The following is a 26,207-nucleotide window of genomic DNA, read 5'->3' as shown; positions in this document are numbered from 1 at the left end:
CCATTCTTTTTTATTAATCAAATAATGGTATCAATTATATAATATGATTAATTAAAATGCTATAATTAATATTAAAATATTATGTTTTTAATATAAAAAAGACAATAACAGTAAATTTACCGTTATTGTCTTATATAAAAATATTTTAATTAATATCAAACTTTAAAGAAATGCATCAAATCAACTAATTCTTTAGCCTGTCCCATTAATCCTTCTGAAGAAGCAGTAGCCTGTTCTACTAAAGCAGCATTTTGCTGAGTGGATTGATCCATTTGAGATACTGCTATATTAACTTGATCAACTCCCGCCTGCTGTTCTACTGCCATAGCACTGATATCCTGCATGATCCTAGAAGTATCTTCTATTTTTTGTTCTATGTCCATAAATATTTCTTTTGATTTTCTAGCTGTTTCTGTTGCAGTTTTTATTTTTTCATTAGCATCTGCTATAAGAGAAGTAATATCTTTAACTGAAGACTGACTAGTTTGAGCTAAGTTTCTAACTTCAGAGGCAACAACAGCAAAACCTTTTCCTTGTTCTCCCGCTCTTGCAGCTTCTACTGCAGCATTAAGTGCCAATATATTAGTTTGAAATGCAATATTTTCTATTATTTTGGTAATATCTGTAATTTTATTACTTGCTTCAAATACTAATTCTATATTATTGGTAGTAGCTTCAATTATTTCTCCAGCTTCTTGAACTGATTTTTCAGAATCCTGCATCATCTGATTTCCTCTTACAGAATTATCTGCAGAAGATTTTATAGTAGATGCTATCTGTTCCATAGAAGAAGCAGTTTCTTCCAAATGAGATGCCTGCATTTCTGTTCTTGTTGATAAGTCAGTATTTCCTTGTGCTATTTCTGTAGCAGCTTCAGATATTTCTTTAGAGCTTTGTAATACTCTTGAAATAATTTCTCTTAAATGCAATATCATATCTTTAAAACTTTTAAGTAATGAAGCAAATTCTCCATTACCTTTGCATAATCTTTCATCTATTTCTGCTGTTAAATTACCATTAGATATTTCAGAAGCTAATTCTACACATAATCTTAAATTCTTTCCTATGGTTTTTCCTAAAGAAGCCAAGAACACTACAACAGATGAACCTACTAATAATAAACCTATAAAAAATAATATAGTATCATTTCTTACTTCATAAGCTGCCGCACGTAACTTTATAGCATTATCGTTTTCTAATTTATCAAAAAACTGGCTTATAGGAGTCATTATCTCTGAAACTCTTCTTTCATATTCATCCCCATTAACTAATTCTATAGCTTCTAATTGTCTTATCTTATATTCATCAGGTATAGTTCCGTCTGCATTTCTTGGTATTGATTTTATTATATCCATAGCCTGAACTTCTAATTTTACTAATTCTTCAGACCTGCTCTTTGATAAAGCAAGTAAATCAAACATATCCTGAGAGAAATTAAGTTCTTTCATAACATCAGCATAAGATTTTGTTTGTCCATCTTGATATGGTTTAGTTCCGCTTCCTAAGTATAAAGACCAATATAATCCCCTATCATAATTCATTGGAGTTGGTTTTGTACCGCCTGATATTCCTATACAGTCATTATATGCCTGTTCATATTTTTGATTAGCAGTTGCTACATAACTTCTAACAAATTGTGTTAAATAGGCTGAATTTTGCTGGTACTCTCTTGCTATAGCAGATGATTTTATAGTATGCTGATATATATTACTATATCCAGTAACACTTCTTACTATTCTAAATTGAAGATATATTAATAAAATAGTAACTATAAAAGTGTAAATACCAAATATAATGAACCTTGTTTTTATTTTCATATGCAACCTCATATCCATAATATAGTTTTTTAACAATTTTCGGAATCAATTAAACTGTAATACAATGATTATAGCATATAAATAAATAAAATATTATATTAATATTAAAAAAATTAAAAATAAAATAAAAATACTTGAATATTTTTTTAATAAATTTAAAATAATTGTAAATTAAAAATGGAATGGAAAATGTTATGAATGATAAAATAGTAAAAATGAGAATAGGATTTTCTAGTATAGTAATATTTAGGGATATACTTAAAAATAAAGTGATAAAAAAGCTAATTAAATTTTTAGAAGCTTATGATGATAATAAAAACAATGAAATAAAATTGATAGATTATTATTCAGATTTTTTATATGAACTTTTTAAATATAATAATAGTATAGCTGATTATTTATTAGCTTATATATTTAAAGATGATAATATTTATATAAACAAATATATAAAGAAAGATAATTTAGATTATAATTTGGAAGAGTCATTAAAGAATGAATTAAATTTCTTTGAATTTTTATCTTCATTCGATTTTAATACATTATTTTCAGAAGAGTATTCTAATCAAATATCAAAATTAGACTGTGATGAGATAAGTTTTTATGAATTATATAAAAAACATATAGAAGAAATGCCTAAAAAAGGTCATGGAATATTTTATAATAATAATATGTTTACTCTTGATGATAAAAAGAATGTTATACCGGCAAAACATCAGGATATGCAGGATATTAAACATTTATACGGCTATGAAAGAGAGAGAAACAAAGTTATAGCAAATACTAAAAGTCTTCTTGAAGGTAAAAAAGCAAATAATATACTTCTTTACGGGGATGCCGGTACAGGAAAAAGCAGCACTATAAAAGCAGTGGCAAATATGTTTAAAGATGATGGATTGAGGCTTATAGAAGTTAAAAAAAGCCAATTATCATTTATAACTGATATAATAGAAGATTTAAGTTTTAGTCCTCTTAAATTTATAATATTTATAGATGATTTAACATTTTCTTCAAATGATGATACTTTCTCATATTTAAAAGCCATTCTTGAGGGAGGAGTTAATTCTTTTCCTTCAAATGTTGTAGTTTATGTTACTTCAAATTACAGACATTTAATAAAAGAAAATTTCCAAGACAGAACCGGAGATGATATTCATATAGAAGATACTATTCAGCAGATAATGAGTTTGACTAATAGATTTGGTATAATAATAACATATCAAAGACCTGATAAAGATCTATTTACAGATATTGTATTTTCTTATGCCGAAATTAATAATATACAAATGGATAAAGAGGAACTAATAAAACAGGCTGAAAGTTATGCTATAAGAAGTGCCGGAAGAAGTCCTAGGGTAGCAAGACAATTTATAGAATCATTATTATAATTTCATGTTAAATATGAGTTATTTTTATAGAAGTAACTCATATTTAAATTTATTCATATATAATTAAGATAATTTTTAATTTTTTTGATATTGTGTCAAAAACTGTCATATATAAACACTATAATTTATTATATAGGAGTTTATTATGATGCCTTTCAATCCGCCTTTTATATATAAATGTAATTCTTGCGGTAAAATTTTTTATTCTAGAAAAAGACCTTCGGTTATTCATTTATTTGGTTTCAGTCCTAAATGCCCAAAATGCGGGAGCAAAGATACTAAGTCTATGGATCATATTATAAAAAAATAGATCTAATATAATTTTTATAGCATTTTAGATAAATGTTTGTATCCTGCTTTTTTGAGATAGAAAATGTTTTTAAATCCCATTTCAGCCATTTTAAAGCATACATTTGAAGCTCTGAAACCGCTGCTGCAATACACTATATATTCTTTTTCTTTATCAAGTTTTGATATTTTATTTTCAAAATTATCATCATTGAAAGCTATTGATATGCTGTTTTTTATAGAACCTGTATTTTCTATTTCTTTGTAAGTTCTTACATCAATAAGCAAAATATTTTTATTATTATGAATTATATTAACTGCTTCATCAAGATTTATTGTTTTGAATTTACCGGAACTTTTAGTTTTAAATATTATATTATTGATAATATTTATTAGTATTATAACGGCTCCTAGTATAATAAGAGTATAAAAAGTATTGTCCATAAATATACCTATAAAATTAGTTTATTATATTTTAACATATTTAAGATAAAATAAATATATTTGCATTGGCTTTATTTTTTAGTTATAATACTAACAATATTTTTTATATAGGAGAAAACATGAAAGTTGCTATAATATTTGGAAGCAGATCTGATACTGATAAAATGAAAGGGGCTGCTTCTTGTTTAAAAGAATTTGGTATCGAATATAAAGCCTTTGTTCTTTCTGCTCATAGAGTACCTGAACATCTTGAAAAAACTATAAAACATATAGAAGAAAATAATTATGAAGTGATAATAGCTGGTGCAGGACTTGCTGCACATTTACCTGGTGTAATAGCTTCTAAAACAATACTTCCTATTATAGGAGTACCTATTAGTGCTAGCAATCTTGACGGAATGGATGCTTTACTTTCTATAGTTCAAATGCCTAAACCTATAACTGTTGCTACTGTTGGTATTAATAATTCTTATAATGCCGGTATGCTTGCTGTGGAAATGCTTGCTTTAAAATATAGCGACATAAAAAACAAATTGATAGAATTCAGAAAAAAAATGAAAGAAGATTTTATTGCTGATAATGAAAAGCCTATAGAGTTTGATATTTAATTAGTTTTTATTTTTTAAATACTATATAGTAAAATAATTAAAAAAGATATATAATAAAAAGAATATATATAAAAAGTTTAACTATAATAGGAGTTAATATATGTCTAAAGAAAAAAAAGAAATGATGTATGAGGGAAAAGCTAAAAAGATTTACGCTACAGATAATCCTAATGAAATAATCGTGTATTATAAAGATGATGCTACTGCTTTTAATGGTGAGAAAAAAGGTTCTATAAAAGATAAAGGCGTTATGAATAATGAAATAACAACTTTACTTTTCAAAATGCTTGAGAAAAATGGAATAAAAACTCACTTCATAGAAAAATTAAGCGACAGAGAACAGCTTTGTCAGAAAGTTAAAATCTTCCCATTAGAAGTGATTGTTAGAAACTTAATTGCAGGTTCTATGGCTAAAAGACTTGGAATAGAAGAGGGTACAGTTCCTCCTAATACTATATTTGAAATTTGTTATAAAAATGATGAATACGGTGATCCTTTAATCAATGATCATCATGCTGTTGCTTTAAAACTTGCTACTTATGATGAGTTAAAATATATCTATGAAGTAACTTCAAAAGTTAATAATCTATTAAAAGACGCTTTGGATAAAATAGGAATTACTTTAGTTGACTTCAAAGTTGAATTCGGTAAAAATGCAAAAGGTGAAATACTTTTGGCTGATGAGATTACTCCTGATACTTGTAGATTCTGGGATAAAGAAACTGGTAAAAAATTAGATAAAGACAGATTTAGAAGAGATTTAGGTTCTATTGAAGAGGCTTATATAGAGGTTTTAAATAGACTTAATAATCTATAATTTTATAGTATTAATATAAAATAAAAGACTTTGCTTGATTTTAGTATCTTGCAAAGTCTTTTTAATATTATTTAATTAAATTTTATTTTTCTTCTTTTGCTTTTTTAATTTCTGTTATTTTTACTTCTTTAACTTTTTCATCAGCAGTTTTTTTAAGTGTCAATTTTTCTCTGTCTTTTTCAGCTATATAATAGTTATTTCTTAGCTTCAATACTAAATCTTTAGCACCATTAATACCGTCATTTTTCTTATATGCCTGAATAATGATTTGTATTAATGATATAGTAGATGGAAGCCCTATATATATGATTGCTACACCAGCTGACGGAACAGTTGCTATTGATGAAGCTATTAATGCTTTATCTTTTCCAAATTTTTTTGATGATACTATAGCAGTAGCGGCAACTAATACTCCTCCTATAAGAACTCCCCATGCTATTTTACCTGTGTTTTTTATGTTAGAAACTTTATTGCCAAGTTTATGCTCTATATAAATAACATCATCATCTGACATAAGAGCATTTACTAACTCTTCTTCATTCATACAAATTTTATAAGAAACTTCTTTCATAATAATTTCTAACCTCAGCTTTATTATATGTTTTCATAATATATAATAAATTTATTGATAAAAAAGTCAATTAGTACATAAATATTTTTATTATGTCAGCAAGTTTTTTCAGCTAAAGGTCTTTTTGGAATTTCAGTAGGATATTCTCCAGTGAAACAGCCTATACAGTAATTCTGATTTTGTAAAGCTTCAAGCATATCTTCTATAGTGAGATATTCTAAAGTATCAGCATTAATTTCTTTTCTGATCTCTTCTACGGAAAGCTTTGCTCCTATAAGTTCTTTTTTAGAAGATATATCAACTCCATAGTAGCAAGGACTCTTTATAACAGGGGAGGCCGATCTGAAATGTACCTCTTTAGCACCTGCTTTTCTAACAATATCTATTAATATTCTGCTTGTAGTTCCTCTAACCAATGAATCGTCTATTAATATAACTCTTTTTCCGTCTATTAAATGTCTTAAAGGATTGAATTTTAATTTAACTGTTTCTTCTCTTGAGGATTGTTCAGGCATAATGAAAGTTCTTCCTATATATCTGTTTTTTACTAAACCTATACTATATGGAATTCCGCTTTCTTTAGCAAATCCTAATGCCGCTATTGTACCAGAGTCCTGAACACCTATAACTATATCAGCATCTATTTTATTTTTTTTGGCAAGCAATACACCTGTTTGGAATCTTACATTATAAACGTTAATACCGTCTATATTACTTTCAGGGCGTGCAAAATATATATGTTCAAAAGCACAAGGATAATGTTTAACCTGGTCTTTAGCGTATTTGAAAGATTTAACACCTTCCTCATCTATTATAACCATTTCTCCTGCTTCTATATCTCTTATGAATTTAGAGCCTACAGCATCTAAAGCACAAGACTCGGAAGCTAAGAAATAATCGCCATTAGCATTTGTACCCAAACATAATGGTCTTATTCCATAAGGATCTCTTACACCTATAAGTTTGCCATCAACAACTATAACTAAAGCAAAAGCCCCTTTTATAATATTTACGCATTCTTTAATGCCTTCTATGAAGTTATTAACAGTTTTTCTAGCTATAAGTTTAATAATAACCTCTGTATCGGAAGTAGCATTGAATGTTGCTCCTCCTTCTTCAAGTTCATATCTTAATTCTTCAGCATTAGTCAAGTTGCCGTTATGTGCTATAGCAATTTGTCCCAATCTGAAAAGGTTTTCAAGCGGCTGAGCATTTTCTATTTTACTAGCACCTGTAGTGGAATATCTTACATGTCCTATAGCAATATTACCTTCTGTATCCTTAGGTATATTACTAGAAAATAAATCTGATACAAGCCCCATAGATTTATAAGTAAATAAATGTTTGTAATTTGATACCGTAATACCTGCACTTTCCTGTCCCCTATGCTGTAAGGAATAAAGTGCATAATTTAATGTTTTTAATATATCTTTCTTTATTTCTTTAGAATAAATACCAAAAACTCCGCATTCTTCTCTAGGCTTGTCATTCATATAAATATTATTCATCATATATTATTATAACCAACTTTATTTTTATTTTTAACCTGTCAATATTATAATTAATTGCATTTTTATACAATAGATTTATAAAAAAAAATCTTATTATTGTTATGCTCGCCTCCGCTAACTATAGATGCCAGCTAAAGCTGTTATCTGCTCCGGCTCGCTTTTATTAAATTAAACTTTACATAAAATTATTTAATCAAATTTTCTAAAATTAAAATGCTTCCGTACACAAATCTGTCAAATAAATGTTTATTATTGTCATTTTTGCCTTGAATAGATATTTTTATATCAATTTCATCATTGTAATTTGAATTTTTATTAAAAGGAGATTCTATATATAATGATAAACCACTGTAATTATCTAAATATTCATAACCATTAACTTCTTCATAATATTCGGAAATTTCTTTAAAAGCAAATTGAGAAGCGAAATTTTTTATATTTGATACTGTTGCTGTTATGTTATTATATCTATTTAACTCATTTTCTAAATTATCTATTATTTGAATCTGTTTAATAGGCTGTGCTATCTCATAATCGGATAATTGATTGATGCACTTTATTATTGAATCTTTATTTATTTCAGTAGGGGAGGCTAAACTTATTAAATTATTTTCATTCAATGTTATATAATCATCATTTATATCAATGAAACTTCCATCTCCTAAATATCTGAAAATATTTATAAAATTTTCGTTTTCATCGTATAAGTTCCAAAATAAATTTATAGAATACTGACTCAAAAATGAATTATCAATATAAATCTTTTTCCAAAAATCATAACTTAATTTTCTTCCGTTCATAAAAAGCATTAATATTTTTTCTCTTTCTCTTTTTACAATATTCTTTATTTCTTTTTTCATGAAGTTTATTTCTGATTTTAACTCAGATGAAAAAGTTTTTGGAATAGTTTTTAATATTTTTTCTTTTTCTGTTATATCGTATATATCAACAGACATATTTGAATTGACGGATATTTTATATTTTTTGTCTTCTATATTTATTATTCTCTCTCCGTTTTTATCCAATGAAAAATCAGGAATTAATAAACCGCTTAACTCATCTCTATTTATTTTCATTCTATCGGCTATAACATCTAGTGCAGAATTAGAAGCATTTCTTACACTTTCAATCTTTGATTTTCTAGCCATTTCATCTATTAAACTTAAAGCGTATTTTCCGTCATTTAAAGCTAAAATATAAATATAATATGAACGAGGATAAAATTCTTTGCCCTGAATACTTTTAGCATAATCTTTTATAATATTTCCTTTTCCATATATGCCTACTATTATTCTTGAAGCAATTTTACTTCTGTCATTTTCAAATATTTTATAGGCAGCATTCCTGAAACTTTCTATATCTATTAAATCTATGATATTATCTATTATTTTTAATCTCATTACATTATCTTTAACTTTCAAATAATTTCCGTAAATGAATTTAATTATTTTAATATCAATCTTTTTAGTTTTATCTCTTGAGAGAATATCATATTCATCTTTAATAAATTTTAAATTTTTATCAAAATATTCTTCATAATTATTATTAACATAATCCTGAACTTCTTCTATGCTATTAAACTTTACTTCATTTTTAGCTTCTATTTTTTCTCTATGTTCTATAAGTTTTTCAAGTTCATCATAATGTTCTTTTTCTAATTTTGTTCTAAAGGCTATAATCTTTCTGTTTTTAGAAGTAATAATAGTTTTGTATATATCTTTTATATCAATATCTTTTATTTTATCAAAATCTTCATAATACAGATTTATTCTAAGATTAAAAGGAAGTTTATTTATATCAATATCATCATTAAATACATCATAAGCTTCTTTTACATTATCAAGATTCCATTTATCAGGATATTTATTGAAAGATGATGCATTAAAAAACATATATGAAATTTTTTTAAGGTTTGAAGTATCCCAATTATTCAAATCATTATTGAAGTAATGAGCATCTTTAAACATACCAATCATATCATGAACATTTGAAGTATTCCAATTTTCTATGCCTTCAAAATTTTTTCTTTTGCTTTCTTTAAATAAAAAACTCATATCTTTTATAAGACTTGTATCTATATTGTATAGATTTATATTTTCATCATCAGTTAATTTTTTTAATTCTTCTTTGTTTTTAGGTTTATATATAATTAAATTTTCCATAGGTAATCTTTTTATGTAATGATATGGCTTCAGAATCTGTAAGATGTGCAACATAATCTTTTACTAATTCTTCATCGCTGTTATAAGGTATATCTGCTTTTTTGAATAAAGTATCTTCTTCTATAATATCTTTATGCTTTAATAAATATTCAAATATTGTTGAAATTATTCTATTTACTCTTTCAACATCTTCGAGTATTGCTTTGCTTTCATAAACAGTCTTAAACATAAAAGCTCTTAAATCATTTATAGCTTTTAATACTTTTTCATCAATATCAATTTCCATCTTTTCCATACTAGCTTCTATAACACCCATAATCATAGTGTCCGCTCTCTCTCCATAAGTTGTGCCAAGAACTTTAACTATATCTTTAGGTAAATCCTCATATTTAAGAAGTCCGTATCTTATAGCATCATCAACATCATGGTTGGCATAAGCTATAGTGTCGGATATCCTTACTATCATACCCTCATTAGTTGAAGGACCTGATGAGTCAGCAATAAGTTTTCCGTTTTTTCCTTTAGTATGCTTTATAATACCATCGCGTACCTCAAAACTTAAATTTAGTCCTTTGCCTTTTTCAAGATGCTCTACTACTCTTAAAGAATGTGAAGAATGATGAAAACCTTTGAAATATTTTGATATAGCCCTCTCTCCGGCATGTCCGAATGGTGAATGTCCTAAATCATGACCGAATGCAATAGCCTCTGTTAAATCTTCATTTAGTCTTAAAGCTCTTGCTATGCTTCTAGCTATTTGCATAACTTCAAGTGTATGAGTGAGTCTTGTCCTGAAATCGCCTACTGAAAGCATTATAACTTGTGCTTTATCTTTAAGGCGTCTAAAATATTCGCTATGTACTATTCTGTCTCTATCCTGCATATAAATAGTTCTTATATCGTCTTTTTCTCTAGGGTATACTGTGCCTTTACTATCTGCTGAGAAAGCTGCAGCAGGTGATAAAAAGCCTTTTTCTCTGGTTTCTATATCAAGTCTTATAGTTCTCAAAATATTTTCCTTATATAATTAAGATATTAAATAATAAAATAAAAGTTCTAATATTCTAATAATTATGTTAATAATAAATCAATTAATAAAAAAATACAATTATAATAGTTATTTATTTAGTTAAATAAAAAATCCTGTATTTTGAAAAAATAAATAAGCTAAAATAAATATTAGACTTGTTTCAAAAGTACTTGACAAATTTAGTTGTATAATTTTTAATAAAATTTTAGTTATAAAATAATGTTGATATGTTGTATAATTAATTATTTTAGTATATAAAAATGCAGTTCTTTTGGTTCTTTTATACCAATAAAAGAACTGGGGTTTGGGGCAAAGCCCCAACTATAAATTTAAAACACTAAAAAATTAAACAGTGTATATATCTATTAATTTAGTTTTTAAACAAGTTTATTTAATAAAATACAAGATTTTTAATTTTTGTATTATTTATTCAACTGTAACACTTTTTGCCAAATTTCTAGGCTTATCAACATTGCATCCTCTTATTACAGATGTATGATATGCTAATAATTGTAATGCTACAATTGAAACTATTGGCATAAACATATCCTCAACTTTAGGAAGATATACTATTTTTTTATATGAATCTTTATCTATATCAATACCTTCCTTTACAAAAAGTAAAACATTAGCTCCTCTTGATATTACCTCTTTTGTATTGCTTATCATTTTACTAAGTATTTTTTCTTGTATAGCCAATGCCACTACAGGAGTATTATCTGTAATGAGAGATATAGCACCATGTTTGAGTTCTCCTCCTGCATATGCCTCGCAATGAATATAGCTTATCTCTTTCATTTTTAAAGCTCCTTCCATTACTTGATAATAATCTAAATCCCTTCCTATAAAAAATATGCTGTTAGCTTCTTTATAATCATAGCATAGAGATTTTATTTCATCATTCATAGAAAGTACTTTATTTACAGAATCTATTGTGTTAAGTAAATTTTTTATGAGAGTTTTTATATAATCATTATCTTTCATCTTTCTTGCTGATATTATTTTAAAAGTTATTAAATACATTATAGCCATTTGTACAGAATAAGCCTTTGTAGAAGCTACAGATATTTCAGGTCCTGCATAAGTATATATAACATAATCTGCATTTCTAGCTATAGAAGAACTATTAACATTTACTATAGCTAAAGTTTTGTATCCTTTTTCTTTAACTAAGTTTAAAGCCGCTAAAGTATCAGCAGTTTCTCCGGATTGTGATATGAATATTGAAAGAGTTTTTTCTGTGAGTATAGGATTTTTATATCTGAACTCAGAAGCTATTTCGCATTCTACAGGTATTCTGCAATTATCTTCTATAAGTCTTTTTCCTATCATGGCAGCATGCATAGCAGTACCGCATCCTATTATATATACTCTGTCAAAGAATGTCCAGAAACTTTCATCTTCGATTCCGTCTCTTTTAAAATCTGGTATGCCATGCACTATTCTAGGCTCTATTGTATCAAGAAGAGCTTTAGGCTGTTCATTAATTTCTTTAAGCATAAAATGATCATATCCGCATTTTTCAGCCTGTTCTACAGTCCAATTCGCTTCAAGTACTTCATAATCTTTTTCTTTTAATGTTTCATCGTATATAGTTATTTTGTTTTTTTCTAAAACAGCTATATCTCCGTCATCTATCAAAATATATTTATTTGTATATTTCAATATTGCCGGTATATCTGAAGCTAAGAAATTTTCATTTTCACCTAAAGCAGCTATTAAAGGAGCAGATTTTCTCACAGCATATAATTTATTGACATCATCTTGAAAAATTATAGCGAATGCATATGAACCTTCTATTATATTTAAAGCTTTTTTTATAGCAGTTAAAGGATCTCCTTCATACAATGAATCTATTAAATTTGCGGCAGCTTCGGTATCCGTTTCTGATAAAAATTTATATCCTTTTTTTATTAAATCATTTTTTATATCTTTATAATTTTCTATAATACCATTATGTACAAGCGAAAGCCTTTCTGTAAAATGAGGGTGGGCATTAATATCTGATGGTGCTCCATGTGTTGCCCATCTTGTATGTCCTATTCCTACATTTGAGTTTATATTTTTTTCATTTTTTAAAATATTTTTCAAATTTTCAAGTTTTCCTTCAGATTTGAATGTAACAATGTCATTTTTAGAATCAACTATAGATATACCAGCAGAATCATAGCCTCTATATTCTAAAGAAGTGAGTCCATGCATTAATATATCTGATGCATTATTATCCCCTATATATCCAACTATTCCGCACATAAAACAAAAGTCCTTAAAATAAAATTTTATCATAAAAACGTCATTTTTAAAAAATCAGTTTTTTTGATAATCGAACATGATAAATAAAAAAATCAAAAAGTCAATACTGCTTAAAGTAATACTATACATAAATAGGCACTTTACAAAAAGCCTTATTTATTATAGAATTATGTTAATTAATTTTTCTATTATTACGAAATTATAAGTAATAAATTTCAATAAAACAGGGCATTATCATGAAAACTATTAATTTAATATTGGGTAACCATAATCATCAGCCGGTTGGCAATTTTGACTTTGTATTTGAAAATACATATAAAAATGCTTATAAGCCTTTTTTAGACATATTAGAAAAATATAAAGATATAAAATTTAATTTCCATTATACAGGCTGTTTATTAGAATGGCTTGAAAAGAATCACCCAGAACATATTCAAGCCTTGAAAAAACTTGCAGAAGAAAAAAGAATAGAAATGCAAAGCGGCGGTTTTTATGAACCCATAATGCCTTCAATACCGGATAAAGATAAAGATATACAAATAAAAAAATTAAATTCATATATAGAAAAGAATTTTAATATTACTCCTCAAGGTGCTTGGATTGCAGAGAGAGTTTGGGAGCCTACATTAGTTAAGAATTTAGCTATGAATGGCATCAAATATATAATGCTCGATGATTCTCAGTTTTTAACTACAGGTGTAGATACTAAAAATATGTTCGGTTATTTTATAACTGATAATGAAAATTATAAATTAAATATATTTCCAATATCTCAGGAACTTCGTTATTTAATACCATTTAGAGATGTTGAAAAGTCTATTGAATATTTAAAATCAATAGCTACAGAAGAAGGCGACAGAGTTGTAGTTCTTCATGATGACGGAGAAAAATACGGAGATTGGCCTGGCACTCAAAAATGGGTTTATGAAGATAAATGGCTTGAAAAGTTTTTTGATGCCCTCACAAAAGAAAAAGATACTATTATTACTACTACATACAGCGAATATATGGAGAAGCATCCTCCTATATCAAGAATTTATATACCTACAGGCTCTTATGAAGAAATGCTTACTTGGGTTTTACCTGCTAAGGTACAGGATGAATTCCATTCAAAACAGGAAGAACTAAAAAAATCTGAAGATAATGAGATTATAAGCAGATTTATGAGAGGCGGTTTCTGGAGAAATTATTTCAGTAAATATTCTGAAAGCAACAGAATGAATAAAAGAATGATATTTACTTCAAATATGATAGGAGAGATTACTGAATCTAATTATAAAGAAAAAGAAGAGGCTTTGAGCTATTTATTAAAAGGTCAGTGTAATTGTCCTTATTGGCATGGTACATTCGGCGGACTTTATTTAAATAATTTAAGGCATGCTACTTATGCTAATTTAATTAAAGCTACTTCTATATCTTTAGAAAAAGTTTATGGAAGAAAATATTTCTTAAGTCATAGTTTAGATTTTGATATGGACGGCAGAGAGGAGATTATGATTTCCTGTGAAAATGCCGGATTAGTTTTCCATACTTTAAGCGGATCTATAATAGAATGGGATTTGAAAAAAGGAAACCCTACCAATTTAATAGACTGTCTTAGAAGAAGAGAAGAGGCTTATCATATAGCTGCTGTAAGAAATTCTAATAATAAGCAGGAAGATAATGAACATGTATCAATACATGAAATAGCAAAAAAAGTTGATGATAAGATTGCTAAATATTTGGTATTCGATAAAAATGAAAAAGTATTTGGTGTTGACCACTTCTTAAATAAAATGCCTACTGCTGAAGAATTCCAATTGTTGAAATATGAAGAAAATGCAGATTTTTATAACATTCATTATGATGTATTAGAAAATCTTATCAATAAAGATTATGCTACAGTATCTTTTGAAAAAACTTCAAAGGTTAATGATAAGGATATATATTTAATAAAAAGATATATAGTAGGCAATGACGGAAAATTTTCTGTTGAATCTATTATAGAAAATAAATCTAATGAAGATATTCAATTTGTATATGCTTTAGAAAATAATATAACATTGCTTGCAGGTCAGGAACCAGACAGATACTATATAGGAGGCAATGAAAAAGTTTCTAATAATTTATCAGACTGCGGAGAATATAAAGGTACAGTTTTCGGTATGGCTGATGATTCATATATAAAAATAAAAGTATTAATGGAAGCTAGCGAAGAAACAGTATTCTTATATATGCCTAACTTTACTATATCTGATGCTGTTGATAAACTTGAAATGAATTATCAAAATTCTACTATAGTATGCTGCAAGAATATATCATTAAAAGCCGGAGAAAAAGTTAAATATAAAGTAAAATTAGATGTTAAATATATTTAATTTTAAAGGTAGTATAGATGAAGCTGTTTTGTATTATATCAGATAAAAGTCATGTTGGTAAGACTTATATTTCTTCTCATATAGTGTCATCATTAAAGATGCTTGATAAAACTGTATGTTATTATAAACCTTTCGTAATGGAAGTACGCGATAATAAGTTATTTGATCCTGAATATGTAAAAAAAACAACTTCTTTAAAAGCTTCAGAAATATTTGTTTCCTATGCTACCAATGGAAATATATCTCCTCTTCATAGTATTAATGCAAAAATAGATGAAAGAGATATTACGGATCTCATAGATGAAAATAATAATATTTATGATTATATGGTATTTGAATCATTATCTTTATATTCGCCTATAAAAGAAAATTATAATTTTATGGATTTGATGCTTGATATAGAAAAAGAAAATGAAATTCATATAATACCTATTATTGAATATGATTCTAATGTTATACATTCATCTTTAGAGCAGGTGGAATTATTTCATACTAGAGGATTTAAAATACCTTTTATAATTATTAATGTAAGAAAAGATGTATTTGTTTCAGCTAATGTTATAAAATATATTACAAGCCAAATAGATCCTATAAAAGTACATATAACTGAATTTGATAAAGAGGCTGGAATATCAAAAATTAATGATATTAAATATCCAAATATTATTAAAGACTTATTTTGATGATAATTAATTCAGTATTAAAAATTCAATAATATATTTAGCATTTGTTTTATAAAATAAAAATATTAATTAATGTTAACAATTTTTATAAAAAATTATTAACATTGAATTTTATTGGTATATAATATTGTTTATAATAATTAAATGATATTTATAAGGAGTAAATATGATTAAATTTGTTTTAGTAGGTGCAGGAAGTGCACAATTCGGATGCGATATGCTTGGAGATATTTTTTCTACTAAGTCTTTGGAAGGCTCACATATTACATTATTGGATATTAATACGAATGCTTTAAATAAAGTATATGATTATGTTAAAGAATTTATAGAATCAAATAAACTTAATTTCACAGTTGATGCTCTTACAGATAGAAAGAAAGCTTTTAAAGACGCTGATTTTATTATAAGTTCAATAGAGGTAGGAGACAGATTTCAATTATGGGATGAAGATTGGAAAATACCTATGCAGTATGGTATTCATCAGGTTTATGGAGAAAACGGAGGACCTGGAGGAGTATTTCACTCTCTAAGAATCATTCCTCCTATTTTGGATATAGTTAAAGATGCTATGGATATATGTCCTAATGCTTATATATTTAATTTTTCTAATCCTATGACTGCTATATGTACTGCTGTAAAGAGAGCTTATCCTAATGCTAAATTTATAGGATTATGCCATGAAATAGGATGGCTTCATAAATGGCTGCCTAAAATTCTTAGAATGAATTATGAGTCATTGGATATTAAAGCAGGAGGACTCAATCATTTCAGCTGTCTATTAGAAATAAAAGATAAAAAAAGCGGAAAAGATTTATATCCTGATGTATTAAAAAATGCGCATGGTTATTTTGAGCATGAAGTAGGGTATAGTGATTTATTAAAGTATGCTAAAGCAAATAATGCATTTTCAAAGACAGAAAATTTTGACCATTCTATAGAGGAAAGATTGAAAGGCGAATTTATATGGGCTGACAGAAGATTATTGAAAGTGATATTAGAAAAATATAAATTATTGCCTATAACAGTTGACAGCCATTTCGGAGAATATATAGCTTGGGCTTGGGATGTTGTTGATCATAGAGGAATATTAGATTTTTATGAATTATATAGAACTGTACTTTCTAAAGCTGAGCCTAAAATAGAGTTGATAGTAAAAGAAAGAGCTTCTAGCATAATAAATGCTATAGTTACAAATGAAAGCTATGTTGAAGAAGCGGTAAATATTTTAAATGACGGATTAATAGAAGATTTACCTAATTGGATAGCTGTTGAAGTACCTGCTGAAATAAGTAAAGATGGAGTTAAAGGAGTAAAATTAAATAATGTACCTAAAGGTTATTTGTCTCTTTTAAGAAATTATGTAAGTGTATACGATTTAACTGCTGAAGCTGCTATACATCATAAAAAAGAATATGCAGTGCAGGCTATACTTGCCAACCCTGTTGTTAATGTATGTAAAAATATTGAAGAAATGGTAGACAGAATGATAGAAAGTCAAAAACCATATTTGGATTATTTAAAATAGTTTTTGTTTCTTATATAATATTTTAGAGTTTGATTTATTATTATTTATTTTATATAAGATTAAAATGCTAGGAATATAAAATGTTTGCTAATATTGATTTGAGGGCTAGTTTCCAAAAATTTGGTGCGGCTATGTTTGTACCTGTATTACTTTTTTCTTTTTCTGGTTTAATTGCAGGCCTTACAATTATTTTTAAGGATCAGTATATAGTTGGAAATTTAGCTGATCCAGAAGGTATATTTTATAAGTTTGTATTTATAATAGAAGAAGGTGCTTGGACTATATTCAGAAATATGCCTTTATTTTTCTGTTTAGGTATTCCTATAGGTCTTTCAAAAATGGCGCCTGAAAGAGCAATATTAGCAACTTTGATATGTTATTTATCATATAACTATTTTATATCTGCTATACTTAATTTTTTTGGACCTTATTTCGGAGTTGATTTTACTCAGGAAGTAGGCGGAGTAAGCGGTTTAACTTTAATAGCAGGTATTAAAACATTAGATACAAACATAATAGGGGCAATATTTATAGGTTTTGTCATAACTATTATTCATAATAGATTCTATGAAACAAAACTGCCGGATTATTTAGGAGTATTTCAGGGAACATCTTTTGTACATATTATAGGTTTCTTTGTTGTATTAGTTTTAGCATTTTTAACATGTTTGATATGGCCTAAAATACAGAATTTAATATATTCAATGCAGACATTTTTAATAAAAGCCGGCGGTGTAGGAGTATTTATATATACTTTTTTAGAGCGTATATTGATACCTACCGGGCTGCATCATTTTATTTACGGACCTTTTATTTATGGACCTGCTGTAGTCCCTGAAGGTATAGAAGCATATTGGATAAATCATGTTGCTGAGTTTTCAAATATGCTTGAGCCTTTTAAAGATCTGTTTCCTGAAGGAGGATTTGCTTTGCATGGTAACTCAAAAGTTTTTGGTGCTCCTGGTTTGGCTTTGGCAATTTATTTTTGTGCCAATAATGAAAATAGAAAGAAGATTGCTGCTTTGCTTATACCGGTAACATTAACATCGGTGCTTGTAGGTATTACTGAACCTTTAGAGTTTACATTTTTATTTATATCTCCTTTCTTATTTTTAGTACATTCTATTTTGGCTGCCACTTTATCTACGGTATTATATGTAGTTGGAGGAGTAGTAGGAAATTATGGATCAGGGTTAATAGCTTTCATAACTCAAAACTGGATATTTGCCATAAAAAATCATTCTGCTATGGTCATAGCAAATATTGTTATAGGGCTTATATTTACTGCTATATGGTTTTTTTTGTTTAGATTTTTAATATTAAAATTTAATATTAAAACTCCTGGAAGAGGGGATAGTGATATTAAACTTTATACTAAAAAAGATTATAAAGAAGAAAGAGAAGTTAAAAAATCAAATTTTGAAGATCAAGCTGCTATTTATTTGGAAGCTTTAGGCGGCAGAAATAATATAGAACATTTTACCAATTGTGCTACTAGATTAAGAGTAACGGTAAAAGATATTAATCTTGTAAAAGATGCAGCATATTTTCAAAAAGCCGGATCTTACGGTGTTGTGAAAAAAGGAAATGCTATACAGATAATAATTGGATTATCCGTTTCTCAAGTAAAAGCTAAATTTGAAGAACTTCTAAAAAATGATGAATAGTACTAAATTCAATATTTTTAATATAATATAAAGAAAATAAAAATATGTAGTTATATAAAATTAGAATAGGGAAGGAAAATATAATTCCTTTCATATTTTTATATAGATCATTATTAAAAGGAATAAATATTTATCACATATTTACGATATAACTGTTTTATAGAAAAATTAATTATAGGAATTCTAATGGAGATAATAAATATATTCGATAAAACTTTAATAGAATTTGCTCATAGTTTACATAATAATTGTAAAATATTTGATTTGTTTTTTTCATCTATAACATATTTAGGTGAATCAATACCTTTAATGATATTTACAATTATATTGATATTTATAAAAAGAACTAGAGTTTGCGGTATTAATATGGCTGTAAGTTTATTTATATCTATATTCATAGGCGCCATTATATTAAAACCATTAATAGCAAGAGAACGTCCTTTTACAGATCCTATTTATAATGAATATTGGATTGCTGTTGGAAAGCACATTGAAACTTCATTTTCTTGTCCGTCTTCTCATACTACAGCATCATTTGCTGTATTTTTTCCAATTTTTTTATATTTTAATAAAAGATATAGTTTTGCAGCCATATTGATTGCTTTATTGATAGGTTTTTCAAGAGTTTATTTAGTAGTTCATTATCCTAGTGATGTAGTATTCGGAGTATTTATTGGAATCACTGTATCTTCTTTAACTTATATGATTTTTAAAAAATTGAATATTGAATATAGATTAAATCAAATTAAAATTTTAAATAAATTTGATAATCCGCATATATAATGAAAGCCCAAACCTATAATAAGATAAGGGCTTTATCCATTATTATCAACATTACTTATTTTGTTATTTAGAAATTTAAAAAGTATAAATAATCATCAGAAAAATCTTCCTCTTCTTCTATTTCTGATGCTAATATAAATTCTACAGTAACATTTTTTGTTTTAGCTGTAGATAAATTTAAATCCAAATTAGCTCTTCCAATAACTTTAGCAGGGGCATCTGTTAATACTATTACCAATCTTTTTTGATTAATATAATCAAATGTTTCTAATGCTTCCTGTAAAGCTTCATACATAGGTTCTGCCTTATCTCCGCCTCCTGCAGCATAAAAATAGTTAACTTCTCTATTTATAAAGTTAATATTATCGCTGAAGTCTATCTTTTTTGTAAGGTAAGTATCTTTAACATCTCTATAAAGTAAAAAACCTACTCTGGAATATTTATGAGCATCGAATAATTCTGTAACCATACCTCTTATATCTCTTTTTATGGTTTTCAAATAAGGATGCATACTTTCTGTTGTGTCTAGTACTATAACTAAGTCCATACTTCCTTCATCTTTATATCTTTTAATAATGCTTTTAAATTTATCACTCAATTCATCTGCATTTTTTACGTAATTATTAGGTGTATTGAATGATTTGCTGGCATTATTTAAATTATTCATAGCTTCCAAGTTGTAATTAAAATTCTCTTCTGCGGCAGACTTTTCATTAATTACAGGTTTTTCAACAATATTAGCAGATGATAAAATTTTTATCTCATTACTTTCTTTAGTAGGAGGAGCAGCATCTTTTTTTACTATTATAGTATTTGTAGAAGTTTCTATAACTCTATCTCTAGGTCTTATTTTTACAGGTCCTTCATTTCCTCCGCTAGGCATTTGAGGAGGTGTTACTTCTTGTTTTACATTTGTAGTTTCTATAACATAGTCTATAGGATAAGTGAAACTCTCTCCTTGTGTATTGAATACATTAAATGATAAATATCTATCTTCAGGAAGCTGTTTAAAATATGCTTTTATATAAAGTTTTTTACCCAATACTCTATTAAAAGTATCTTCTAATATTATACCGCTGCTATCGTAATTTCCTGTATTTCCATAAGAAGTATCTATCAATTTATATGATGTATTTGTTTTTCCTTCTCTTACATAAAATGCATACTCTCCGTTATCTCCTCCGGAATAGTATAAATAAAATGCATATAGATCACCTTCCTTTTCCACATTTCTAAGTGTTATAGTAGGTGTTGAAGCTTCAGTATTATTTGCCTTTAATATTATTTCATTATTTATTAAAGTATTATTATTAATATCATAAGCTTCTAAAATAAGAGTAATATTATCCCTTAAAGTAAATAAAGAATTATTATTTCTATTATCTAAATATACATTTTGCGGAATAAATACTTTAAACACTTCTCCAATTTTATAATGATAATCACTTTCTCTTATTCTAATTATAGAATTAGTATTACCGCTGTTATCAATATAAATATAAGAATTAAGCCCGTCTTGTCTTTTTAATTGGATTCTGTATCCATATACATTAGGCTTTTTCTTTAAGTAAATTTGATAGCCATTTATATATTTTACTATCTCTATATCGTTAGTATTAATTTCTAAAGAATAAGTATTTACAGCAATTTGGCCATATAAATTTTCTAAAGTAGAAATGAATACTACCGATAAAATAACAAATAAATATTTATATCTTATGTTTTTCATGTTGATACCCTCTTACAAGTTATTATCGGTTAAGGATATCATAAACCTGCATTGTTATGTTAATTGATATATAATATTTTTTACAATGAGTTTACATAATTCTTAACTTCTCTGTATTATAGAATATTTTTTACTTCAATTACTTCACTTGATTCCATAAAATTATTTATAGTTACTAGTTTTATTGAATGAGTTCCGTCATTAAGCTCAGCATTAGCTATGAAATAATAATTAATTCCTTTTACTACTTGATTTGCAATATAAAGTTCTTGAGTATATTTTGTATCTTTTATATCTTTAACTGCATTTTTGAATATTTTAATAATATCATTTGCTTCTTTAGAATTGGATATATTTATTTTAGCTTCATCAGAAGAAGTGCATACTATTCCTCCTACACTGCTTTGACTGCTTTCTATTATCTTTTCTAATTTTACTATAGATATTTCATTTGAAGGAGATACATTGCATATAATTATCTCATAATAAGGAGATGCTGAAGGATATGTTATTTCACTTCGGCAAATAAAAGCATAATTGACTCCATTTACTGTTTGGTTTCCAAGATATAGCATTAATTCTCTTTTCACACCTAATAAATTTTTTACAGTATTATCAAAAATAGTTTTAATATTTTCATCTATTGAATTTATTTGCTTAGGATTAATATCCCATTCTCCTGTTTTTATTATTTTTTGAGTATTTTGCTGAGAATTATTAGCTTGTTTTTTTTCTTTATTATTGCAAGATATTATTGATATAAAAGATATCATAATAATAAAAAGTATTAATATTTTTTTCATAATGTTTTCCTTTAAAATTATTGATATATAAAACAGTTTATACAATAAATAGAAATAAATGTATTATAAAAAGAATATGAAATAATGTCTTTTTTTAAAAATAATTTATTTTTACATAATTAAATATATGAAAATATTAATAAAAGTTTATTATTGATTTAATTATTTTAAATGTTAGATTATGCTAACATTTAAAATGCAAGGATAATATTTATGAAAGATTATAAAAAATTATCAAAAGAATATTTTAATAAGCAAGCTAGTATTTATATAAAAAGTATATTATTTATTATTCTAAGTATGGAAAAATTAGATGTAATTATGTGTCAGAATATTTAAAAAATATAGATTATAATAAACTTTTAGATATAGGTTGTGGAACATGTTACTTAATAAATATGCTAAAAAATATAAAGATACCGCAGAATTTTATGGACTTGATTTATCAGAAGAGATGATAAATATTTCTAAATCTAAAAATATAAAGGATACTGAATTTATATTAGGTACTGCCAACAAACTTCCTTTTAATGATAATACTTTTGATATAGTAACATGCATACAGAGTTTCATTATTATCCGTATCCTGATGATGCTATGAAAGATGTTTGCAGCGTTCTTAAAAAATGATGAATTTATATATTATCAGATACAGGAGTAGGAGGAGTTGCAGCTTGGATAGATAATAATATTTTATTTAATATTATGAAAAGTGGAGATTGCCGCACAGAAAACAAAGAAAGTATATATAAACGAATGCTGAAAAATGGATTTGATGTAATAGATAAGAAACAGATAAAAGGTTTTATATATTCTGTTGCAGGAAAAAATAATAGATATATAAAATTAAAGCTGATAATAAGTATTATTTATTATCAGCCTTATTAATAATATTTTTAATTAATTATTTACCTAATCTTGCTCTCAAAGTTTTACCCATTTCTTCATAACCTTTTTTACCAAGCATAGCAAACATGTTTTTCTTGTATGCTTCTACACCAGGCTGATCGAATGGATTAACACCAAGTAAATGACCAGATATACCGCAAGATTTTTCAAAGAAGTATAAAAGCTCTCCGATAGTGAATGGAGTAATTTTATCTATATCTACTATAATATTTGGTACTCCTCCATCAACATGGGCAAGTACAGTAGCTTCTAATGCTGATTTATTTATTTCATGCAAAGTTTTACCTTCCAAATAATTAAGTCCGTCTAAATCAGAAGCTTCTTTTTTCATAGTTAAATCGATATCTTCTTTATCAACTCTTATAACAGTTTCAAATAATCCTCTTTTACCATCCTGTATGAATTGACCTAAAGAGTGTAAATCAGTAGAGAAATCAACAGAAGCAGGGAAAATACCTTTTTTATCTTTTCCTTCGCTTTCTCCGTATAATTGCTTCCACCATTCAGATATATAATGCATTCTAGGTATATAGTTAACCATTATTTCAGTACTAAATCCTTTACTATAAAGGATATTTCTAAGTATAGCATATAACATAGAAGGGTTTTTCTTATAATCCATTTCTTTAGTTAATTTAGCCATAGAATCAAAGCCTTTTATAAGCTCTTCAATGCTTATTCCTGCAACAGCAATAGGAATTAATCCAACAGGTGTAAGTACAGAATATCTTCCTCCTACATCATCAGGTATAACAAAAGTTCTATATTTATTTTCTGTAGATAATGTTTTTAAAGCTCCTTTAGCTTTATCTGTAGTAGCTATTATTCTTTTAGCAGCTTCATCTTTACCGTATCTTTTTTCAGCATATTCTTTTAATACTCTGAATGCTATAGCAGGTTCAGTTGTAGTACCGCTTTTAGATATTACATTGATATAAAAATCTTTACCTTCTAAATAATCTAATAAATTTTTGAAATATTCTCCGTTCATATTATGACCGGCATATATAACTTGAGTATTTCCTTTTTTAGCGGAAACAAAAGGGTTTAAAAAAGATTCTATAACAGCTCTTGCTCCTAAATAAGATCCGCCTATACCAACAGATACTAAAACTTCAGCATTTTCTCTAATTTCTTTAGCTAATTCATCAATTTCTTTTACCATTTTTAAAGCTTCTGTTGGTAAATTAACCCATCCTAAAAAATCATTGCCAGCACCTTTTTTGTTTTCAAGAAGTTCATTTGCATATTTAGCTTTTTCGGCAAAATATTCTAGTTCATGCTCTTGTAAAAATCCTAATACGTTTTTATAATTTATAGATAGCATTTAATAACTCCATAATTTTATTTTACTTAATAAATTATACTATAATAATACCGAAAAATAAAGCGAAATAATTTAAAATAAATTGCAGGAAAATAAATAGATGATTTTGTCAGGGCTTGAAATAGAAAAAAATTTAGGAAAAGATATAATAATAGAACCATTTAATAGAAAACAATTAAATTCAAATAGTTATAATGTAAAACTTCATAATAAACTTTTAGTATATAAAGATAATGTTCTTGATATGAAAAAACCTAATAGTGTAAAGGAAATAATAATACCTGAATCTGGATACGAATTAAAACCTAATGAATTATATTTAGGAAGAACTTTAGAGTATACCAACACTAAAAAATTTGTTCCTATGATAGAGGGTAGATCATCTATAGGAAGGCTTGGAATATTTATTCATATTACTGCTGGTTTTGGTGATGTTGGATTTGCAGGATACTGGACTTTAGAAATTTTCTGTATAAAGCCTATAATAATATATCCCGGAGTTGAAATAGCTCAGCTTTATTATCATACAATAGACGGAGAATATGAAGAGTATACAAGCAGTAAATACCAGAATAATACTGATGTTCAGCCTAGTATGCTTTATAAAGATTTCAAGTAATTTAGTATTTGTATTAAATTTTTTAATTAATACTTTTATATTAAAAATAATCCATTTCAATTTTTACATTTGAAATATATTTGGTATATACCAAATATTTTTAAGTTTGTCAGCCGATGCACTTTATATAAATGTTATCTACTTTTTTGTCGGACTTCGTCAAAGTAGCTGCCACCACTGCAGGTGGACTTCGTCGGCACGCTTCGCGAAAACTCAATTGCTAGAACTTTATATTTGAAAAATACTTATTAAATATAGGATATATCCTAAATTTGGACTAAAAATGTAGTTATTTTGGTTCTCGCCTGCCGTAGGCACACTTCGTGAGGCGGGCTGTGCCTTATACCAATACTTACAGTACTTCCTTCGGTCGTAAAAGAACTGGGGGTTCATGGGCTAGTCCCCGAAAATAATAACAATATAAAAAATAAAATTGTCAAAATATAGTTGTTTAGGTATATACTGAAAATTTTTAATGTAACATAATTTTAGATTATATTACACAAATTTATTTTTTGCTATTAATTTATAAAAGATTAAATAAATACTAAAAGTAAATTAGATATTCCATTTTCAGAAATTCCTATCATGGAATGCACAGAATGCGGTCTTACTCTTATAATATCACCTTCTTCTAAATCCACGATTTCTTCTTCTACTATATATCTTACTTTACCGCTTAATACTATTACCATTTCTTCGGAAGGATGTTCATGATATGGTATTAATTGATTAGATTTTTGTGCAATGGCATAAACAGTATAGCCTTTATCAGACAAAGTTTCTATCAATCTCTCATCATCTTTTACGCAGTCGAATTCTCTTTCAGTTGTTGATTTGTAGTAATATTGTTCAGTCATTGTACACCTCATTATTATACTATAATTTCGGCTTGCAACCTCTTAAAATTGAATTTATG

The 26,207-nt window shown here is 26.8% G+C and carries 24 protein-coding genes; 13 read left to right on the top strand and 11 right to left on the bottom strand.

From position 1 onward, the window contains the following. Nucleotides 1-155: 155 nt before the first annotated feature. A complete protein-coding gene (locus BRSU_RS09340; RefSeq protein WP_048595054.1) occupies nt 156-1,817 on the bottom strand; it encodes a methyl-accepting chemotaxis protein in 1,662 nt (553 codons plus the stop codon). A gap of 182 nt (nt 1,818-1,999) precedes the next feature. Between BRSU_RS09340 and BRSU_RS09335 the strand changes: the two genes are divergently transcribed. Together BRSU_RS09335 and BRSU_RS14485 are read left to right on the top strand one after the other, a co-directional pair. Further along, a complete protein-coding gene (locus BRSU_RS09335) occupies nt 2,000-3,202 on the top strand; it encodes an ATP-binding protein (protein ID WP_083997880.1) in 1,203 nt (400 codons plus the stop codon). Nucleotides 3,203-3,347: 145 nt separating this feature from the next. Continuing rightward, entirely contained in the window at nt 3,348-3,512 is a 165-nt protein-coding gene (locus tag BRSU_RS14485) for a zinc ribbon domain-containing protein (RefSeq protein ID WP_157031471.1), read from the top strand. Nucleotides 3,513-3,526: 14 nt separating this feature from the next. Here BRSU_RS14485 and BRSU_RS09330 read toward each other — a convergent pair whose 3' ends face one another. Then, nucleotides 3,527-3,934: a rhodanese-like domain-containing protein gene (locus BRSU_RS09330; RefSeq protein ID WP_048595052.1), complete on the bottom strand. Its 408-nt coding sequence runs from the start codon at nt 3,932-3,934 to the stop codon at nt 3,527-3,529. 119 nt (nt 3,935-4,053) lie between these two features. On the opposite strand from BRSU_RS09330, the gene purE reads away from it, so the two are divergent. After that, entirely contained in the window at nt 4,054-4,542 is a 489-nt protein-coding gene (gene purE / locus BRSU_RS09325; protein WP_048595051.1) for a 5-(carboxyamino)imidazole ribonucleotide mutase, read from the top strand. Nucleotides 4,543-4,642: 100 nt separating this feature from the next. Then, nucleotides 4,643-5,359, top strand: a complete 717-nt coding sequence (gene purC, locus BRSU_RS09320; RefSeq protein WP_048595050.1) for a phosphoribosylaminoimidazolesuccinocarboxamide synthase — start codon at nt 4,643-4,645, stop codon at nt 5,357-5,359. 82 nt (nt 5,360-5,441) lie between these two features. On the opposite strand, the gene BRSU_RS09315 is transcribed toward purC, so the two are convergent. The 5 genes from BRSU_RS09315 to glmS form a co-directional block, all read right to left on the bottom strand. Further along, nucleotides 5,442-5,930, bottom strand: coding sequence for a hypothetical protein (locus tag BRSU_RS09315; RefSeq protein WP_048595049.1), 489 nt, complete (start codon nt 5,928-5,930; stop codon nt 5,442-5,444). 95 nt (nt 5,931-6,025) lie between these two features. Beyond that, nucleotides 6,026-7,438, bottom strand: a complete 1,413-nt coding sequence (gene purF / locus BRSU_RS09310; protein ID WP_048595168.1) for an amidophosphoribosyltransferase — start codon at nt 7,436-7,438, stop codon at nt 6,026-6,028. Between the two features lie 188 nt (nt 7,439-7,626). Then, nucleotides 7,627-9,603: a BspA family leucine-rich repeat surface protein gene (locus tag BRSU_RS09305; protein ID WP_048595048.1), complete on the bottom strand. Its 1,977-nt coding sequence runs from the start codon at nt 9,601-9,603 to the stop codon at nt 7,627-7,629. Beyond that, entirely contained in the window at nt 9,581-10,612 is a 1,032-nt protein-coding gene (locus BRSU_RS09300; RefSeq protein ID WP_014488599.1) for a deoxyguanosinetriphosphate triphosphohydrolase, read from the bottom strand. The genes BRSU_RS09305 and BRSU_RS09300 overlap by 23 nt, the downstream gene beginning before the upstream one ends. 447 nt (nt 10,613-11,059) lie before the next feature. Continuing rightward, nucleotides 11,060-12,886, bottom strand: a complete 1,827-nt coding sequence (gene glmS, locus BRSU_RS09295; protein WP_048595047.1) for a glutamine--fructose-6-phosphate transaminase (isomerizing) — start codon at nt 12,884-12,886, stop codon at nt 11,060-11,062. Nucleotides 12,887-13,122: 236 nt separating this feature from the next. On the opposite strand from glmS, the gene BRSU_RS09290 reads away from it, so the two are divergent. From BRSU_RS09290 to BRSU_RS09270, 5 genes are all read left to right on the top strand, one after another. Further along, nucleotides 13,123-15,243 (top strand): alpha-amylase/4-alpha-glucanotransferase domain-containing protein, encoded by a 2,121-nt coding sequence (locus BRSU_RS09290; RefSeq protein WP_048595046.1) that lies wholly within the window; start codon nt 13,123-13,125, stop codon nt 15,241-15,243. 17 nt (nt 15,244-15,260) lie between these two features. Next, a complete protein-coding gene (gene bioD / locus BRSU_RS09285; RefSeq protein WP_048595045.1) occupies nt 15,261-15,926 on the top strand; it encodes an ATP-dependent dethiobiotin synthetase BioD in 666 nt (221 codons plus the stop codon). A 166-nt stretch (nt 15,927-16,092) separates the two neighbouring features. Continuing rightward, the gene (locus tag BRSU_RS09280; protein WP_048595044.1) at nt 16,093-17,451 is read left to right on the top strand and encodes a family 4 glycosyl hydrolase; all 1,359 of its coding nucleotides are present in this window, start codon (nt 16,093-16,095) and stop codon (nt 17,449-17,451) included. An 80-nt stretch (nt 17,452-17,531) separates the two neighbouring features. Next, the gene (locus BRSU_RS09275; protein ID WP_048595043.1) at nt 17,532-19,118 is read left to right on the top strand and encodes an alpha-glucoside-specific PTS transporter subunit IIBC; all 1,587 of its coding nucleotides are present in this window, start codon (nt 17,532-17,534) and stop codon (nt 19,116-19,118) included. Nucleotides 19,119-19,304: 186 nt separating this feature from the next. Then, nucleotides 19,305-19,901, top strand: coding sequence for a phosphatase PAP2 family protein (locus BRSU_RS09270; protein ID WP_048595042.1), 597 nt, complete (start codon nt 19,305-19,307; stop codon nt 19,899-19,901). A 67-nt stretch (nt 19,902-19,968) separates the two neighbouring features. On the opposite strand, the gene BRSU_RS09265 is transcribed toward BRSU_RS09270, so the two are convergent. Beyond that, nucleotides 19,969-21,630, bottom strand: coding sequence for a vWA domain-containing protein (locus BRSU_RS09265; RefSeq protein WP_048595041.1), 1,662 nt, complete (start codon nt 21,628-21,630; stop codon nt 19,969-19,971). 116 nt (nt 21,631-21,746) lie between these two features. Then, nucleotides 21,747-22,433: a hypothetical protein gene (locus tag BRSU_RS09260; RefSeq protein ID WP_048595040.1), complete on the bottom strand. Its 687-nt coding sequence runs from the start codon at nt 22,431-22,433 to the stop codon at nt 21,747-21,749. Between the two features lie 213 nt (nt 22,434-22,646). On the opposite strand from BRSU_RS09260, the gene BRSU_RS15025 reads away from it, so the two are divergent. The 3 genes from BRSU_RS15025 (at nt 22,647) to BRSU_RS14830 (ending at nt 23,321) form a co-directional block, all read left to right on the top strand. Then, nucleotides 22,647-22,772 carry a hypothetical protein gene (locus tag BRSU_RS15025; protein ID WP_280642057.1) on the top strand — a complete coding sequence of 42 codons (126 nt, stop codon included), beginning with the start codon at nt 22,647-22,649 and terminating at the stop codon, nt 22,770-22,772. Nucleotides 22,773-22,815: 43 nt separating this feature from the next. Further along, nucleotides 22,816-23,034 carry a class I SAM-dependent methyltransferase gene (locus BRSU_RS14835; RefSeq protein ID WP_245158080.1) on the top strand — a complete coding sequence of 73 codons (219 nt, stop codon included), beginning with the start codon at nt 22,816-22,818 and terminating at the stop codon, nt 23,032-23,034. Between the two features lie 104 nt (nt 23,035-23,138). Further along, a complete protein-coding gene (locus BRSU_RS14830; RefSeq protein WP_245158072.1) occupies nt 23,139-23,321 on the top strand; it encodes a hypothetical protein in 183 nt (60 codons plus the stop codon). A 16-nt stretch (nt 23,322-23,337) separates the two neighbouring features. Here the strand turns inward: BRSU_RS14830 and BRSU_RS09250 are convergent, their stop codons facing one another. Continuing rightward, a complete protein-coding gene (locus BRSU_RS09250; protein WP_048595039.1) occupies nt 23,338-24,669 on the bottom strand; it encodes a glucose-6-phosphate isomerase in 1,332 nt (443 codons plus the stop codon). 100 nt (nt 24,670-24,769) lie between these two features. Between BRSU_RS09250 and dcd the strand changes: the two genes are divergently transcribed. Then, entirely contained in the window at nt 24,770-25,288 is a 519-nt protein-coding gene (gene dcd, locus BRSU_RS09245; protein WP_048595038.1) for a dCTP deaminase, read from the top strand. A gap of 536 nt (nt 25,289-25,824) precedes the next feature. Here dcd and BRSU_RS09240 read toward each other — a convergent pair. Beyond that, nucleotides 25,825-26,148 carry a cupin domain-containing protein gene (locus BRSU_RS09240; RefSeq protein WP_008723089.1) on the bottom strand — a complete coding sequence of 108 codons (324 nt, stop codon included), beginning with the start codon at nt 26,146-26,148 and terminating at the stop codon, nt 25,825-25,827. Between the last annotated feature and the right edge of the window lie 59 nt (nt 26,149-26,207).

The sequence above is a fragment of the Brachyspira suanatina genome, from assembly GCF_001049755.1.
GTDB lineage: Bacteria > Spirochaetota > Brachyspiria > Brachyspirales > Brachyspiraceae > Brachyspira > Brachyspira suanatina.
This window is presented reverse-complemented; position numbering and strand designations above follow the sequence as displayed.

Coding starts and splice junctions, on each gene's coding strand:
- BRSU_RS14830 (WP_245158072.1), top strand. CDS start 23,139: ATGAAAAGTGGAGATTGCCGCACAGAAAACAAAGAAAGTATATATAAA.
- BRSU_RS14485 (WP_157031471.1), top strand. CDS start 3,348: ATGATGCCTTTCAATCCGCCTTTTATATATAAATGTAATTCTTGCGGT.
- BRSU_RS09280 (WP_048595044.1), top strand. CDS start 16,093: ATGATTAAATTTGTTTTAGTAGGTGCAGGAAGTGCACAATTCGGATGC.
- purC (WP_048595050.1), top strand. CDS start 4,643: ATGTCTAAAGAAAAAAAAGAAATGATGTATGAGGGAAAAGCTAAAAAG.
- BRSU_RS09340 (WP_048595054.1), bottom strand. CDS start 1,817: ATGAAAATAAAAACAAGGTTCATTATATTTGGTATTTACACTTTTATA.
- BRSU_RS09270 (WP_048595042.1), top strand. CDS start 19,305: ATGGAGATAATAAATATATTCGATAAAACTTTAATAGAATTTGCTCAT.
- BRSU_RS15025 (WP_280642057.1), top strand. CDS start 22,647: ATGAAAGATTATAAAAAATTATCAAAAGAATATTTTAATAAGCAAGCT.
- BRSU_RS09290 (WP_048595046.1), top strand. CDS start 13,123: ATGAAAACTATTAATTTAATATTGGGTAACCATAATCATCAGCCGGTT.
- BRSU_RS09275 (WP_048595043.1), top strand. CDS start 17,532: ATGTTTGCTAATATTGATTTGAGGGCTAGTTTCCAAAAATTTGGTGCG.
- BRSU_RS09335 (WP_083997880.1), top strand. CDS start 2,000: ATGGAAAATGTTATGAATGATAAAATAGTAAAAATGAGAATAGGATTT.
- BRSU_RS09305 (WP_048595048.1), bottom strand. CDS start 9,603: ATGGAAAATTTAATTATATATAAACCTAAAAACAAAGAAGAATTAAAA.
- BRSU_RS09250 (WP_048595039.1), bottom strand. CDS start 24,669: ATGCTATCTATAAATTATAAAAACGTATTAGGATTTTTACAAGAGCAT.
- BRSU_RS09330 (WP_048595052.1), bottom strand. CDS start 3,934: ATGGACAATACTTTTTATACTCTTATTATACTAGGAGCCGTTATAATA.
- BRSU_RS14835 (WP_245158080.1), top strand. CDS start 22,816: ATGTTACTTAATAAATATGCTAAAAAATATAAAGATACCGCAGAATTT.
- purE (WP_048595051.1), top strand. CDS start 4,054: ATGAAAGTTGCTATAATATTTGGAAGCAGATCTGATACTGATAAAATG.
- dcd (WP_048595038.1), top strand. CDS start 24,770: ATGATTTTGTCAGGGCTTGAAATAGAAAAAAATTTAGGAAAAGATATA.
- glmS (WP_048595047.1), bottom strand. CDS start 12,886: ATGTGCGGAATAGTTGGATATATAGGGGATAATAATGCATCAGATATA.
- BRSU_RS09315 (WP_048595049.1), bottom strand. CDS start 5,930: ATGAAAGAAGTTTCTTATAAAATTTGTATGAATGAAGAAGAGTTAGTA.
- purF (WP_048595168.1), bottom strand. CDS start 7,438: ATGAATAATATTTATATGAATGACAAGCCTAGAGAAGAATGCGGAGTT.
- BRSU_RS09265 (WP_048595041.1), bottom strand. CDS start 21,630: ATGAAAAACATAAGATATAAATATTTATTTGTTATTTTATCGGTAGTA.
- BRSU_RS09240 (WP_008723089.1), bottom strand. CDS start 26,148: ATGACTGAACAATATTACTACAAATCAACAACTGAAAGAGAATTCGAC.
- BRSU_RS09260 (WP_048595040.1), bottom strand. CDS start 22,433: ATGAAAAAAATATTAATACTTTTTATTATTATGATATCTTTTATATCA.
- bioD (WP_048595045.1), top strand. CDS start 15,261: ATGAAGCTGTTTTGTATTATATCAGATAAAAGTCATGTTGGTAAGACT.